The sequence below is a fragment of the Sinorhizobium kostiense genome (assembly GCF_017874595.1).
GTDB lineage: Bacteria > Pseudomonadota > Alphaproteobacteria > Rhizobiales > Rhizobiaceae > Sinorhizobium > Sinorhizobium kostiense.
In genome coordinates, this window is the sequence record NZ_JAGILA010000002.1 from 209,041 (window position 1) to 224,160 (window position 15,120).

Below are 15,120 nucleotides of genomic sequence, written 5' to 3' on the forward strand. Positions count from 1 at the left end.
TCGTTCGGATCATCTGTTGAACGCGGCGGCCGCGCCGGTGGCGTTCGATCCGATCCCAAGTGATCGGAAGAGCAGTCTCAGCGCTCTTCGCCAATCAATGTGGGTCCTCATCATGAGGCGCGGAAGTATTGATTATTGAAATACGTTGTCCATGATTCGATAACAATCACCTCTTGAAAGCGCCGATCGCGGATATATGGGACGTCCGTGACGGGGCAGCTGCGGCCCTTGCCTTCCCGGAAAAGTCCGGGCAAAAGGCCGCCATGATCCAGATCACCGGCCTTTCCGCCCGCGTCGCGGGCCGTCTTCTCATCGAAAACGCTTCCGTGACGCTTCCAGCCGGCACGAAGGCCGGGCTCGTGGGCCGCAATGGCGCAGGCAAGTCGACACTCTTCCGCATAATCACCGGCGAGCTTCCTGCCGAGGCCGGCGACGTCGCCCTGCCGAAGCACGCGCGGATCGGCCAAGTGGCGCAGGAGGCGCCCGGCACCAACGAACCGCTGATCGAGATCGTGCTCAAGGCGGACAAGGAACGGGCGGCTCTACTCGCCGAAGCGGAAATCGCGAGCGACCCGCATCGCATCGCCGAGATCCAGACGCGGCTTGCCGATATCGGCGCCCATTCGGCGGAAGCGCGGGCGGCGAGCATTCTCGCCGGTCTTGGCTTCGATCACGACGCGCAGCAACGCCCCGCCTCCTCCTTCTCCGGCGGCTGGCGCATGCGCGTGGCGCTCGCGGCCGTGCTCTTTTCCGAGCCGGACTTGCTTCTCCTCGACGAGCCGACCAACTATCTCGACCTCGAAGGCACGCTCTGGCTCGAGGACTATATCCGTCGCTATCCGCATACGGTCATCATCATCAGCCACGATCGAGACCTCCTGAACACGGCCGTCAACGCCATCGTCCACCTGGACAAAAGGAAGCTCACCTTCTACCGCGGCTCCTACGACCAGTTCGAGCGGCAGAAGGCGGAAACCGAAGAATTGCAGATGAAGGCACGCGCCAAGAACGAAGCGGCGCGCAAACACCTCCAGAGCTTCATCGACCGTTTCAGGGCGAAAGCGACCAAGGCGCGCCAGGCCCAGAGTCGCATCAAGGCGCTGGAGCGGATGGGCACCGTCGCAGCGGTCATCGAGGAGCATGTCCAGGGCTTCACCTTCCCAGACCCGGAAAAACAGGTGGCCTCCCCGATCGTCGCCGTCCAGGGCGGCGCGGTGGGCTACGAGCCCGGCAAGCCGATCCTTAAGCGGCTCAACCTTCGTATCGACGCGGACGATCGGATTGCGCTGCTCGGGTCAAACGGCAACGGCAAGTCGACCTTCGCAAAATTCATCTCCGGCCGCCTCGAGGCCGAAAGCGGCGAAGTGCGCGTCGCGCCTGGGTTGAAAATCGGCTTTTTCGCCCAGCATCAGCTGGACGACCTCGTCCCGACGCAAAGCGCGGTGGAGCACGTGCGCCGGCTGATGCCGGATGCGCCGGAGGCGAAGGTGCGCTCGCGCGTCGCGCAGATGGGGCTCGCGACGGAAAAGATGGATACGGCCGCCCGGGACCTCTCCGGCGGCGAAAAGGCGCGGCTGCTGATGGGGCTTGCCGCCTTCGAGGCGCCGCACCTGCTCATCCTCGACGAGCCGACCAACCACCTGGACATCGACAGCCGCAATGCGCTGATCGCCGCACTCAACGACTATTCCGGCGCCGTCATGCTGATCTCGCACGATCGACATTTGATCGAGGCGACCGCCGACCGGCTGTGGCTGGTAAATAACGGGACAGTTGCGAATTACGACGGCGATCTCGAAGACTATCGCAGCCTCGTCGTCGGCGGCTCCAAGCCGCGGGACGAGAAGCCAAGGCTGAACGGCTCGGATGAAGCCCTCTCCAAGGCCGACCAGCGCAAGGCCAATGCCGGCAAGCGTGCCTCACTTGCTCCGCTGAAGAAAAAGATCAACGAGATCGAGTCCTTGACCGGGAAACTGGAGAAACTGATTCAGGCACTTGATGCGGAGCTTGCCGATCCTGTGCTCTACGAGAGGGCGCCGGCCAAGGCCGCCCAGAGGGCGAAGGAACGCGCCGAAGCCGCGGCAAAGCTCGCAGAAGCCGAAGAACAATGGCTTGTGCTGTCGGCCGAGTACGAAGAGGCGATGGCGGGGTAGCAACGCAACAACCAGCCGCTCACCCAAGCTCGAAGGTCGTTATCCCATAGATCCGCGCCAGCGGCAGGTCCGGCACGGGACCGCGATACATGCGCGCGGTCTCGAAAACCGGTTTCATGTTGTAGCGTGCGCAGAGCGCCCGCGCCGAGGTGTTCGGCTCGGGAACATCGAGATAGATGCGCGCGCCTCTGACACCGGCGGCGAGCTTTCGGAAGATCAGGTCGGCGCCCGTCTCGTTGTCGGCAAAGAGCGGGCCGATCTTGAAGCCGTCGCGGCATGCGCGGATCGTGCCATAGCCGACGATCGTGCCGTCGCGCAGGAGCACGACGCTGCGTCGCGTTTGCAACTGTTTGGTCCATTGGTGAAGGAATGCATCGCGGCGTGCCGGGTTGAAACGGCGGTCATAATCGATGAGCGCGGCCGTATGGACCGGCGCCACATCGACGAGATCGGTGCCCGGCGGTTCGGTGACGCTCACAGCTCCGCCATAGCGGATATTCGCATGCGACCAGACGAAACCTGATTTCCGATAGTTTCCCTGCTGAGCCACGACCCCGTCGAGCCCGATGGTCCGGCCCTCGCCGCGGGCGATCGCATGTTGCCACAGGGCGGCGCCGATGCCCCTGCCCCGGTAGCCCGGCTCGGCGATGTAGAGCCCGAGAAATGCATACTGGCCGCCAAATCGGACGAGAGAAATGGCCGCTGCCAGTGCGTCGTCCTCGAGCGCTACCCAATAGCCATTCGGGTCGGCGGCCCAGAAGGCATTGCCATCCTCAAGCCCAGGGTTCCAGCCCTCTCTGGCCGCCCAGTCGATCATCGTATCAAGCTCGGCCCGCGTCGCCTGGCGGATAGTCGGCATGGAGCTCCCCAACAGTTCATTCTCGAACGCAACGGCAGCCTAGCAGGTTTGTTTGCATCTTGTGCACCAAGCTAGCAGCTTTATGCTCAGCTAAGTCGGCTTGCCCGCTCTCTCCAATCTGCTACAAGAGCAGCAATAAGTCATACTAATTAGAGCGAAACAACACCATGTCTTCCATCAAGATTGCCATTGTCGGCGTGGGCAAGATCGTGCGCGATCAGCACCTGCCTGCGCTTGCAAAGAATGCCGACTACCAACTGATTGCGGCTGCGAGCCGCCACGGAATCGTCGACGGCATCGACAACTTCAAATCGATCGAGGCGATGCTCGAAGCCGTCCCCGCGATCGAGGCGGTTTCGCTGTGCATGCCGCCGCAATATCGCTACGAGGCGGCCCGCACCGCACTTGAGGCCGGCAAGCACGTCTTTCTCGAGAAGCCACCGGGCGCAACCTTGAGCGAAGTCGCCGATCTGGAGGCGCTCGCCGCAGCAAGCGGCGTCTCGCTGTTTGCAAGCTGGCATTCGCGCTACGCACCGGCGGTAGCAGCCGCCAAGGCCTTTCTCGCCTCGACCACGATCCAGAGCGTCAGGGTCATCTGGAAAGAAGATGTCCGCCATTGGCATCCGAACCAGGAATGGATCTGGGCTGCCGGTGGCCTCGGCGTCTTCGACCCGGGCATCAACGCCCTTTCGATCATCACCCATGTCCTGCCCCGGCCGATCTTCATCACCTCGGCAACGCTCGAATTCCCGGAGAACCGCGACGCGCCGATCGCTGCCACGATCGCCTTCAGCGACGCCCAGAAGCTCGACGTCTCCGCCGAGTTCGATTGGCGCCAGACAGGCAAGCAGAGCTGGGACATCATCGCGGAAACCGAGGCCGGCGAGATGGTTCTCTCCGGGGGCGGCGCCAAGCTCGCCATTGGCGGCAAGATCGTCCATGAGGAGCCGGAACAGGAATATCCGATGCTCTACCGGCGCTTTGCCGAGATCATCAAGGCAGGCAAATCGGACGTCGACCTCGCGCCGCTCCGCCACGTCGCAGATGCTTTCATGCTCGGTCGCCGCAAGTTCGTCGAGGCGTTCTACGATTGATTCAACGTGGGCGCAGGCCGGCATGCTGCAGCTGCGCCTCAAGTTACGGTTGCCCGATTGCCCTCACCCTAGCCCGGACTGGGAGAACGCCGCGAGTCCCCTTCGCTCCGCTGGCGGGGAGAAGGGGTCGGCAGGCCGGATGAGGGGCAATCCAGCATTCACCGATACCACACGCTGAAGCGAGATGCCTCACGCCTTCTTCTCCCACCTTCCATCGCGGTTCTGCTGCCAGTAGGTGAGATTGTGCCCCTCGCCTTTGAGCCGCTTCCATTCGGCGCGCGCCGCCTCCAGCTGGGGCTGGTCGTAGCCGTCGAACATGAAGACGACCCGCTCATAGTCAGTGACTGGCGGCGGCTCGGCGCCGTCGACGAGGAAGCGAACGGTTGCCGCATTGGGGTTGCCCTGATTGGCGACGATCAGGATCGGCTGTTCGGCTGCGAACTCGCCCGCATCCGTACCGTGCGGCAGGAAACTGTCGTCGCGATAAACCCAGAGATGCGTGTCCAGCGCGTCGCGCCTCTCGGCGTCGACCGTCTGCACCACCACGCGCCAGCCGCGTTCGATGCTCTTGTCGAGGAGCGGCGGCAGGGCATCGTCAAGCTTCGATTCGGTCAAATGGTAGAAAAGGATCTCGGTCATATCTGCGGAACACCCGCCTCACCGCCGCGGAGCTAGGACTCGTAGTTCGCACGAACCAGTTCGTCGAGAAGGCGCACGCCGAAGCCGGAGCCCCAGGACTGGTTGATCTCGTCGGTGGGAGATCCCATGGCTGTGCCGGCGATATCGAGATGCGCCCAGGGCGTATCCTTGACGAAGCGCTTCAGGAACTGCGCCGCAGTCACCGAGCCGCCGTGACGGCCGCCGGTGTTCTTCATATCGGCGAACTTGCTGTCGATCATCTTGTCGTATTCCTTGCCGAGCGGCATTCGCCACAGGCGCTCCTGCGTCGTCCTGCCGGCAGCGAGCAACTCCTCGGCCAGTCGATCGTCGTTGGAGAACAGCCCGGCGTAATGGTTGCTGAGGGCGACCATGATCGCGCCGGTCAGCGTCGCCAGATCGATCATAGCCTTCGGCTTGAAACGATCGTTGCAATACCAGAGCGCATCGCAGAGCACGAGCCGGCCTTCGGCATCGGTGTTGATCACCTCGATCGTCTGGCCGGACATGGACGTCACGATGTCGCCCGGCCTCTGCGCGCTGCCGTCCGGCATGTTCTCCACCAGCCCTATGATACCGACCGCGTTTACACTGGCCTTGCGCGCCGACAGCGCATGCATGAGGCCGGTGACCGCGGCGGCGCCGCCCATGTCGCCTTTCATCTCCTCCATCCCGGAGGCAGGCTTGATCGAGATGCCGCCGGTGTCGAACACGACTCCCTTCCCGACAAAGGCGAGCGGCTTGTCCTTCGCCTTGCCGCCCTTCCATTGCATGACGACGAGCCGCGGCGGCCGTGAGGATCCTTGGGCGACGCCAAGCAGCGCGCCCATGCCAAGCTTCTTCATCTCCCGCTCGGTGAGGATCTCGACCTCTACCCCGAGTTTCTCCAGTTCCTTCGCCCTCGCGGCGAATTCGACCGGGCCAAGCACGTTGGCAGGTTCATTGACGAGGTCGCGAGCGAGAAAGACACCCTCACCAATCGCCTGAGCCGTCGCGAACGCCTTCTTGGCAGCAATGACGCTGCCGGTGACGATGGTGACCTTAACCGGTCTCTGCGCGGACTTCGCCTCGTCATCGGGCTTCCGCGTCTTGTAGCTGTCGAAGGCATAGGCATTCATTTCCATTCCGAGGGCGAAATCCGCCGCCGCCTTGCCGCTGACCTCGATACCGGGAGCATCGAGAAATACGGTCGCCTTCTCGGCAGAGCGCAGCTTTGCAGCCACGGCGCCGCCGGCCTTCAGCCAGTCGTGATCGTTAAGTTCCGCCGCGCCGCCAAGGCCGAGAAGCACGATGCGATCGGCGGGTGAGCCGTGGGGAGCGACGATGTCGAGGCTCGAGAGCGACTTGCCGGTGAATTTGCCGACCTTCACCGCCTTCGCCAGAACGCCCTCGGGGTCGGCGACAGCGGCACCGGCCGGCTCCTTGGCATTGGCAGCCTGGAGGAGAACCGCGACGCCTCCCGAGGGCCGGTAGGACTTGCTGAATGTGACCTCGAACTTCATCGGCATGCAGGACTCCGGAGATAATCTGATTGAGCTCCGCCAGGCCTGTTACCGGACGGCTACAGTGGCCGACATTCGCGTGTCGGCCAGAGATCAAAACCACGGCGCGCACCCTTCTCGGTTTTCAGGCGCTTGGCAAGATGCCCATACATGTTTACATGCGCTTAACCGCAGTTCTTCGCCTTATATTATCCCTGTTGTTAGAGACTCTGATTTGCAACGAAGCAATGGAGAACTGCCGGCCGGAAAGGCGACCAATGGGTCGACGGCGGCGCGGAAGCGGCTGGGATGACATAAAGCGCGTACTCCGTGCGCGCTGTCGGAATCGATCACGGGTGCCTATCGATCGGCAATCGTGATCCGGAACAGGACCTTGGACCGGAAACGGCTATGAAGCTGATCGAACGATATATTTTCCGGCGCGCTGCGACGATGTTCCTCGCAACACTTCTGCCTCTGCTCGGGATCGTCTGGACCACGCAAGCGCTGACCAACGTCAATCTCGTCACCGACAGCGGTCAGTCGATCTCCGCCTTCCTGAAGCTCGCGACACTGATCCTGCCCTCGGTCATTCCGATCATTCTGCCCTTTGCACTGGTGATCGGCGTGGCGCAGACGCTGAGCGCGATGAACACCGATTCGGAGCTGACGGTACTCAACGCCGCCGGCAGCTCGCGCATGTCGGTCATCCGGCCGGTGATCTATCTCGCTCTCGGGCTCAGCGTCCTTTCCTTCGCGATCGACAATTTCGTCGAGCCCTACTCCCGCGTTGCCGTGCGCAAGATGATCGCGACGGCCCATGCCAATCTGTTGTCGTCCGTGGTTCAGGAGAATTCATTCCGCAAGATCACCGACGGGCTTTACGTGCAAGTCGGCGCAAGGCGCGGCGGCGGCGTTCTGCACGGCATCTTCGTGGCGGACTCGCGCAATCCGAATTTCGAGCTCGTCTACTATGCCCGCGAGGGCGCAATCGATGAGGAAAGTTCCGCCCTCGTGATGAAGGACGGCGAGGTTCACCGCAAACTGCCCGACGGCGGCGTTTCCGTCATCAAATTCGATTCCTACGCCTTCGACCTGGCGGAACTGACCAAGGCAACGGGCGGGGCCAACATCCGCGCAAAGGATCGCGACCTTTTCTACCTGTTGAACCCGGACCCGGAAGATCCCGCGTACAAGAAGTCGCCGCTGAACTTCACCGCGGAGCTCCATCGACGCTTCACTGAATGGAGCTATCCATTGCTGTTCGCTCTCATCGCTCTCGTCGTCAGCAGCGATGCACGCTCCCATCGCGAAGCTCGCGTGCATCCGATGATCAGTGGTGTCGCGGTCGCTCTGGTCATACGTTGGATGACCTTCTATGCCGCCAACAGTGCGGAGGATTCCATCTGGTTCGTGCCGTTGATGTACATCATCCCGCTACTGACCGGCGCTTTGGCGATCCGACAGCTTGCAAGCAATCGGCGCCTCGATATTCCCACGACCTGGCAGGAAAAGATTTCGGACCTGATGGTCCGGTTTCGGCTGCTGCGACCGGTGGGGGCCGATGGGGAGCAGGCATCATGATTTTCAACACGCTCGGCCTCTATTTCTTCAAGCGATACATCGTCACCACGTTCTGGTTTCTCGTCGGCATTTTTTCGCTGATCTTCATCATCGACTTCAGTGAACTGGCCACGCGGATGTCGGCTTTGCCGCACTATACGATCACCGGCGCACTGTTGATGACATCGTTTCGCATTCCGATGATCCTGCAGCAGACTGTTCCATTCGTGGCACTGTTTGCGGCAATGGCAGCGCTGATCTCACTCAACCGGCGCTACGAATTGGTCGTCACTCGCGCGGCCGGCATCTCGGTTTGGCAATTTCTAAGGCCGTTCGTGTTCGGCGCGTTCCTGCTTGGCGTGCTTGCCGTGATTGCACTCAATCCGCTTGCCGCCTGGGGCACCAAGAGAGCCGAGGCTCTCGAAGCCGAGTGGGGCTCGTCGCGGGCGGCGCAAACCAACTCGATTCCGTGGCTTCGCCAGATCTATGACGGCACCGACACGATCATCGGAGCCCGGTCGGTCCAGAACGGCGGCACCGAGTTGATCAACGTCACCGTTATCCACTTCGATCCACAGGGAACGATCATTCAGAGGCAGGACGCGAAATCGGCGAAGCTCGAAGATGGTTACTGGCTCCTTAACGACGTCACCGAAACGGGGAGCGGCCGTCTGCCCCAGCGTATGCAATCGGCACAGGTTCGCACCAATCTGAAACCTGAATTCGTTCAAGAACGCCTCGCAAAGGCTGATTCCATTCAGTTTTTCGACCTTCCGGAGAAGATCGAGATTGCCCGCTCCTTCGGCTTCTCGACGAACGGCATGGAGACGCAGTTGCACTCTCTCCTGTCGCTACCGCTGCTTCTCGTTGCAATGACCCTGATCGCCGCATGCGTGTCTCTGAAGTTTAGCCGGTTCAACCAATCACGCTCCGTAATTCTCGGTGGAATCCTCTCAGGCTTCGTGCTTTATGTCGTCACCGTGCTTGTAAAAGCATTCGGAAGCAGCGGTATCGTGCCTCCATTCGTTGCAGCCTGGTTGCCAGTTGTTGTAGCGATGGCGCTGGGCTCGACGATTCTACTGCATCAGGAGGATGGCTAGTGGCGGCAGGCAACCGCGAACGTATGAAACTGATCAATGCTGCCCTGCTTGCAGGCGTAGCCTTGCATGCCCTTGCCATCGGAATGAATGCGCCAGCTCTGGCGCAGGACGCGGGAACGCGAATCGATTCGCTGCAGCCGAACGTCCCGGCCGACGCCAAGCTGCTGCTCACCGCCAACGAGCTCGTCTACAATCGCGACGCGGAAAAGGTGACCGTGCGCGGCAATGTCCAGATCGAGTATGGCGGCTATAAGATGGTGGCCCGGCAGGTCGAATACGACCAGAGGTCCGGCCGCATCCTGGCAACCGGCGATATCCAGCTGATCGAGCCGGACGGCAACATCGTCTATGCCGAGAAGATGGACGTCACCGACGATTTCGCCGACGGTTTCGTCGAGGCGCTCAGGATCGAAACGACCGACCTCACAAGGCTTGCCGCCGAGACCGGCGAACGCCGCAGCGGCGACTTGTTCATCCTCAACAAGGCCGTCTACACCGCCTGTACGCCATGCGCCACGAAGCCGGAGCATCGATCGCTGTGGCACATCAAGGCCGAGCGCGTCATTCAGAACGGCCGTACCCACACGGTTCGGCTCGAAAATGCCTATTTCGAGCTGTTCGGCCAACCCATCGCCTATATTCCGGTGATGGAGATCCCGGACCATACGGTCAAGCGCAAGAGCGGGTTCCTGTTTCCACACTTCAGCTACAGGCAGAAGCTCGGCGCAGGCGTCAGCGTGCCCTACTACTGGGCAATTTCGCCCTACATGGATGCGACGATCACCGCGACCGGCCTCACACGCCAGGGCTTCCTGCTCGAGGGCGAATTCCGCCAGCGTTTCCACAATGGCCTGCATACGCTGAACGTCGCCGGCATCAGCCAGTTGGACAGGGACCAGTTCACGCCCGAAACGGTCGACGCGCTGGAAACCAATCGCGCCATGGTCGCCTCCAGGGGCCGGTTCGAAATCAACCCGCGCTGGACCTTCGGCTGGGATGTTCTCGTCCAGACCGACAACAACTTTGCCAAGACTTACGATCTTTCGACCTTCGACGGTACGACCTATACCAACCAGGCTTATCTGACCGGACTCGGCGAGCGTAACTATTTCGACCTGCGCGCCTTCTATTTCGACATCCAGGACGCGGATCCGGATAGTCTGGCCGAAAACCAGCAGCCGATTGCGCAGGTCCTCGACTATTCCTACACCGCGCCGGAGCCGGTCTTCGGCGGAGAACTCAATGCCGATGTCAATTTTACCAACATCAAGCGTAGCCGCCTCGACAGGGATATCACCGCACTGGGCGTCGAACGCTTCCCCGGCCTGGAGGGGACGTCGCACCGGCTGACCGCGGACCTTGAATGGAAGCGGACGTTCATAGCGCCCGGGGGGCTCGTATTGACGCCGCTGCTGGCGGCGCGCGGTGATGCCATCGGCATCAACATGGACGACCCGGGCGCTGGCTATACGGGTAGCTTCACCAACAGCGATGCGGTGACTCGGCGCATGCTCACCGCCGGCCTCGAGGCTCGCTACCCGGTGCTCTTCGCCGGCGAGGGGAGCAGCCACGTACTGGAGCCGATTGGTCAGATCTATGTGCGTCCAAACGAACAGTTCGCCGGCGCGCTTCCGAACGAGGACGCACAAAGTTTCGTCTTCGATGCCACAAATCTCTTCGAGCGCGACAAGTTTTCCGGCTTCGACCGCATCGAAGGCGGAACGCGGGCCAATATCGGCTTGCGCTATACCGGATCCTTCGACAGCGGCTATGGCCTGCGCGCCATTGCCGGCCAGTCCTTCCACCTTGGCGGTGTCAACTCCTTCGCGACGGACGATCTCGTAAAAGTCGGTGCGGATTCGGGCCTGGAAACCGACCGGTCAGACTACGTGGCGATGTTCGGCATCGATGCACCGTCCGGGCTCATGGCGAGCCTATCCGGGCGGCTTGACGAGGAGAGCTTCAGGCTGCGCCGCGCCGATGCGACGGTCGGCTATCTCGGTCTGACCTGGCAGGCGGCCTTGACCTATACGCGGATAGAGGCACAGCCACTCTATGGCTCGACGTCCGATCAGGACGAAGTGCAGACGGCAGCCGCGTATCGGTTCCACGATTACTGGTCCGTCTTCGGCGCAGTGACCTACGATATCAATGCCGGCGTCGTGACCCGCAACGGCGTGGGGATCACCTATGACGACCAGGACACGCTGTTCTCGATCGTCTACCGGCAGGAACGCGATACCGACAGCTCGCTCGCCAACGACTGGTCGATCGGCGCCCGCATCAGCTTCCGCACCCTCGGCGACGTCAATGTGGGTAGCACCGAATTCGAAGAGCTCGACTATTTCTAACCTAAGCCAGGAACGGCGCGATGGCGGCGATCGCGCCCTCCTCTCCCTCGCTACTGCATGTCTCCTTAAATCGACATTTAAAGACAAAGACATGCAGCATTTCAAAGTGCTGCAGCGACTTTTGCGCGTCTGATAAGACGCGCGGCGCTGTAGTGCATGTCTTCCTGAATCGATTTCTCAATTAAGGACAAGACAGCAATTCAGCGTCTGATAAGACGCGCGGCGCTCTACGATGATCAAGCGGTCTTGTCATCGTTTGGCCGCATGTATTATGCATTTCCCACAAAATTATCCGGGAGAGCGCGACCGCCGAAGGTTGCTCACCCTTGAGCGCGCAACGAGCAGGGAATGATGATGGGTGGGAAATTCTCGATCGTGAGGGCGATCGCTACGCTAGCGCTCGCTGGGGTATTGAGCTTTGGGGGAGCCGTGGCCGCCAAGGCTGCAAGCGAGGTCAAAGTGATCGTCAACAACACGGTGATCACCTCCGGCGATATTGCCAAGCGTGTCGCCTTCCTCCGCCTCCAGCGGCAGGGCGGCGGAGCCGCCGAAGCAAAAAAACAATTGGTCGACGAAGTGCTGAAGCGTGCCGAGATCGCCCGCGTGCAGCAATCGGTCAGTACCCAGGAGGTCGACGCGGCCTTTGCACGTTTTGCCGCCGGCAATAAGCTCTCGCCGGAGCAGCTCGGAAAGATTCTCGATCAGGCCGGTGTCGGGGTCGAGCACTTCAAGCAGTATATTGCGGTTCAGATGAGCTGGCCGCGCTTGGTCAATTTCCGCTATGGTGGCGCCAACCGCCTTGCAGGCGGCGACCTGGTCAAGCGCATGATGGAAGGCGGCGGCGATAAGCCGGTCACGACGGAGTACTTCCTCCAGCAGGTAATCTTCGTCATCCCGGCATCGAAACGCGGCGCGATAACCGGTAAGCGCCAGGCCGAGGCTGATGCTTCCCGCTCGAAATTCCCGGGCTGCGAAACCTCCAAGGTCTTTGCCGCGAACTACCGCGACGTCTCGATTCGCAGTCTCGGCCGCGTGCTTGCGCAGCAATTGCCAGAAGAGTGGAAACCGCTCATACAAAAGGCGGGAGACGGCATGACGACCGGCACGCGCGTCACCGAAAGGGGTGTCGAATATCTGGCAATCTGCAAGAAACGCCAGGTCAATGACGATACCGCCGCTGAAATCGTCTTCCGCGCCGAGGACATCGGCAAACAGAAGAAGGGCGGCGAAGATCCGAACAGCGAGCAATATCTCGAGGAACTGCGCTCGAAGGCGCAGATCGTCAACAAGTAGCGGGCCACCATGAACGAGACGCGCGGCAGGCCGATTGCCCTCACAATGGGCGATCCGGCCGGCATTGGCCCCGACACGACGCTTGCGGTCTGGGCGAAACGGCTGACGCAAGACGTGCCGCTCTTCCTGTTCATCGGAGACCCGGCCGTGCTTTCCGCACGCGCCAAGGCGCTGGGGCTTCCCTTACGAATTAGTGAAACCGACTGCGGGGGCGCGGCAGCCGCTTTCACCGAAAACCTGCCGGTATTGCCGGTCCGTTGCCCCGCACCCGTCGTCGCTGGAGAGCCGGATGCTGCAAATGCAGCGGCCGTCACCGATGCGATCGACATCGCCGTCCGGCTCGCCATGAACGGTGAGGCCTCGGCAGTCACCACCAGTCCGATTGCAAAGGCCGTGCTCTATGAAGCCGGCTTCCGATTTCCCGGTCATACGGAGTACCTCGCCGACCTGGCTCAGAAGGCGACCGGGTCCCCCGCCCTGCCGGTGATGATGCTCGCAGGGCCGAAGCTGCGGGCCGTTCCGGTGACCATCCACATTCCGCTCAAGGATGTTCCCGCGTTGCTGACGCCGGATCTGATCTACCGGACCTGCGTCGTCACGGCTGCGGATCTGAAAAGTCGCTTCGGCTTGGCCGCGCCGCGGCTCGCGATTGCCGGGCTCAATCCGCATGCCGGGGAAGGCGGGGCGCTCGGCGTGGAGGACGATGCAGTCATCCGCCCGGTCATCGACCGCCTGCGCAGCGAGGGATTGAATGTCTCCGGCCCGCTTCCGGCCGACACCATGTTTCACGACCGTGCCAGGGAGACCTACGACGTCGCGATCTGCATGTACCACGATCAGGCGCTGATCCCGGCAAAGGCGCTCGGATTCGACGATAGCGTCAACGTCACCCTGGGCCTTCCCTTCATCCGCACATCACCAGATCACGGCACCGCTTTCGGCATAGCCGGAAAAGGGATTGCACGAGAGGACAGCCTGCTTGCCGCTTTGCGCCTGGCTTGCGAACTCGCCGCCAACACGGCAGGAGCGGATCGCTGATGGCGGCGCTCGACGGTCTGCCGCCGCTTCGCGATGTCATTCAACGCCACGCACTCGACGCGAAGAAGGCGCTCGGGCAAAACTTCCTGCTAGACCTAAATTTGACCCAGAAGATCGCCCGCACTGCCGGGCCGCTTGAGGGTGTGACGGTGATCGAGGTAGGGCCTGGTCCTGGCGGACTGACGCGCGCAATCCTTGCGCTCGGTGCGAAGAAGGTAGTCGCCGTTGAGCGGGACGCTCGCTGTTTGCCGGCACTTGCCGAGATCGGCGCCCATTATCCGGACCGGCTCGAGGTCATTGAGGCCGACGCGCTCAAGGTTGATTTCGAGCAGCTTGCGGGAGGCCCCGTGCGCATCATCGCCAACCTGCCTTACAACGTCGGCACCCAGCTTCTCGTCAATTGGCTCCTGCCCAAGCACTGGCCGCCTTTCTGGCAGTCGATGACGCTGATGTTCCAGCGGGAAGTGGGTTTGCGCATCGTCGCCGGCGCCGATGACGACCATTACGGTAGGCTCGGCGTACTCTGCGGCTGGCGGACGAAGGCGCGGCTCGCCTTCGACGTTCCGCCGCAGGCCTTCACGCCACCGCCGAAGGTAACGTCTACCGTCGTCCATATGGAGCCGATTGAAAACCCGATACCTTGCCCGGTGTCGGCGCTCGAAAAAGTGACACAGGCGGCTTTCGGCCAGCGTCGCAAGATGCTGCGGCAGAGCCTGAAGCCGCTCGGCGGCGAAGCGCTTCTCGCCAAAGCGAATATCGACCCGCAACGCCGTGCGGAGACGCTGACGGTCGAGGAGTTCTGCCGGCTGGCGAATTGCCTATAGCAGAACCGCCCTACCAGACATCTCGAATGGTCGGCAGGCCAGAGGCGTCAGAGCGGATTTTCCGTCAACAGCCCATTGACGAACTCGAACAGGCCGGGGCGCCGGTCACGGCGAAGCCGCTCTGCTTCGATGATGGAGCGGACGGCGGAGAAGGCGCGGTCGAGATCGTCATTGACGACGATATAGTCATATTCGCGCCAGTGCTCGATCTCGGCGCGGGAGTTGGCGAGGCGGGTTGCGATGACTTCCTCGGTGTCTTCGGCGCGGCGGTGCAGCCGCGACTGAAGTTCTGCCATGGTCGGCGGCAGGATGAAGATCGAGACAACGTCTCCCGCCATCTTCTCCTGCAATTGCTGGGCGCCCTGCCAATCGATGTCGAAGAGCATGTCGCGGCCCTCGGCCATTGCCGTCTCCACGGCATCACGCGGGGTGCCGTAGAAGTTGCCATGCACCTCGGCCCATTCGAGCAGCGAGTCCGTTGCCTTCAGGGCCTCGAACTCCCGGACCGTCTTGAAGAAGTAGTGCCGGCCTTCGATCTCGCTCGGCCGCCGCGCCCGTGTGGTGACGCTGACGGAGATGCTCAGTTCCGGATCAGCCTCGAGGAGGTTGCGTGCGATCGTCGATTTTCCGGCGCCCGATGGCGATGAAATCACGAGCATCAACCCGCGACGGGCAATGTTGATGGGCGAGGCCGCCGGTTTCATGTC

The 15,120-nt window shown here is 61.9% G+C and carries 12 protein-coding genes; 8 read left to right on the forward strand and 4 right to left on the reverse strand.

Annotation, left to right across the window (positions count from 1 at the left end; all coding sequences use genetic code 11):
- Nucleotides 1–263 precede the first annotated feature (263 nt).
- Nucleotides 264–2,153: an ABC-F family ATP-binding cassette domain-containing protein gene (locus tag J2Z31_RS07435; RefSeq protein WP_209601280.1), complete on the forward strand. Its 1,890-nt coding sequence runs from the start codon at nucleotides 264–266 to the stop codon at nucleotides 2,151–2,153.
- A 19-nt stretch (nucleotides 2,154–2,172) separates the two neighbouring features.
- On the opposite strand, the gene J2Z31_RS07440 is transcribed toward J2Z31_RS07435, so the two are convergent.
- Complete coding sequence (locus J2Z31_RS07440; RefSeq protein ID WP_209601281.1) at nucleotides 2,173–3,012, reverse strand: GNAT family N-acetyltransferase; 840 nt, start codon at nucleotides 3,010–3,012, stop codon at nucleotides 2,173–2,175.
- Between the two features lie 167 nt (nucleotides 3,013–3,179).
- Here J2Z31_RS07440 and J2Z31_RS07445 point away from each other — a divergent pair, with 167 nt between their 5' ends.
- Nucleotides 3,180–4,106: a Gfo/Idh/MocA family protein gene (locus tag J2Z31_RS07445; protein WP_209601282.1), complete on the forward strand. Its 927-nt coding sequence runs from the start codon at nucleotides 3,180–3,182 to the stop codon at nucleotides 4,104–4,106.
- A 189-nt stretch (nucleotides 4,107–4,295) separates the two neighbouring features.
- Here the strand turns inward: J2Z31_RS07445 and J2Z31_RS07450 are convergent, their stop codons facing one another.
- A complete protein-coding gene (locus tag J2Z31_RS07450; protein ID WP_209601283.1) occupies nucleotides 4,296–4,745 on the reverse strand; it encodes a DNA polymerase III subunit chi in 450 nt (149 codons plus the stop codon).
- A gap of 32 nt (nucleotides 4,746–4,777) precedes the next feature.
- A complete protein-coding gene (locus J2Z31_RS07455; protein ID WP_209601284.1) occupies nucleotides 4,778–6,271 on the reverse strand; it encodes a leucyl aminopeptidase in 1,494 nt (497 codons plus the stop codon).
- Nucleotides 6,272–6,655: 384 nt separating this feature from the next.
- Between J2Z31_RS07455 and lptF the strand changes: the two genes are divergently transcribed.
- The 6 genes from lptF to rsmA all read left to right on the forward strand — a co-directional run bounded on the left by lptF (nucleotide 6,656) and on the right by rsmA (nucleotide 14,413).
- The gene (gene lptF, locus J2Z31_RS07460; protein WP_209601285.1) at nucleotides 6,656–7,828 is read left to right on the forward strand and encodes an LPS export ABC transporter permease LptF; all 1,173 of its coding nucleotides are present in this window, start codon (nucleotides 6,656–6,658) and stop codon (nucleotides 7,826–7,828) included.
- Nucleotides 7,825–8,907, forward strand: a complete 1,083-nt coding sequence (lptG, locus tag J2Z31_RS07465) for an LPS export ABC transporter permease LptG (RefSeq protein ID WP_209601286.1) — start codon at nucleotides 7,825–7,827, stop codon at nucleotides 8,905–8,907. Before lptF ends, lptG begins: the two co-directional genes overlap by 4 nt.
- The gene (locus J2Z31_RS07470; RefSeq protein ID WP_209601287.1) at nucleotides 8,907–11,258 is read left to right on the forward strand and encodes an LPS-assembly protein LptD; all 2,352 of its coding nucleotides are present in this window, start codon (nucleotides 8,907–8,909) and stop codon (nucleotides 11,256–11,258) included. The genes lptG and J2Z31_RS07470 overlap by 1 nt, the downstream gene beginning before the upstream one ends.
- 348 nt (nucleotides 11,259–11,606) lie before the next feature.
- The gene (locus J2Z31_RS07475; protein ID WP_209601288.1) at nucleotides 11,607–12,551 is read left to right on the forward strand and encodes a SurA N-terminal domain-containing protein; all 945 of its coding nucleotides are present in this window, start codon (nucleotides 11,607–11,609) and stop codon (nucleotides 12,549–12,551) included.
- A gap of 9 nt (nucleotides 12,552–12,560) precedes the next feature.
- Nucleotides 12,561–13,589 (forward strand): 4-hydroxythreonine-4-phosphate dehydrogenase PdxA, encoded by a 1,029-nt coding sequence (pdxA, locus tag J2Z31_RS07480; protein ID WP_209601289.1) that lies wholly within the window; start codon nucleotides 12,561–12,563, stop codon nucleotides 13,587–13,589.
- Nucleotides 13,589–14,413, forward strand: a complete 825-nt coding sequence (rsmA, locus tag J2Z31_RS07485; protein WP_209601290.1) for a 16S rRNA (adenine(1518)-N(6)/adenine(1519)-N(6))-dimethyltransferase RsmA — start codon at nucleotides 13,589–13,591, stop codon at nucleotides 14,411–14,413. Before pdxA ends, rsmA begins: the two co-directional genes overlap by 1 nt.
- Nucleotides 14,414–14,460: 47 nt before the next feature.
- Here rsmA and gmk read toward each other — a convergent pair whose 3' ends face one another.
- Entirely contained in the window at nucleotides 14,461–15,117 is a 657-nt protein-coding gene (gmk, locus tag J2Z31_RS07490; RefSeq protein ID WP_209601291.1) for a guanylate kinase, read from the reverse strand.
- Nucleotides 15,118–15,120 lie beyond the last annotated feature (3 nt).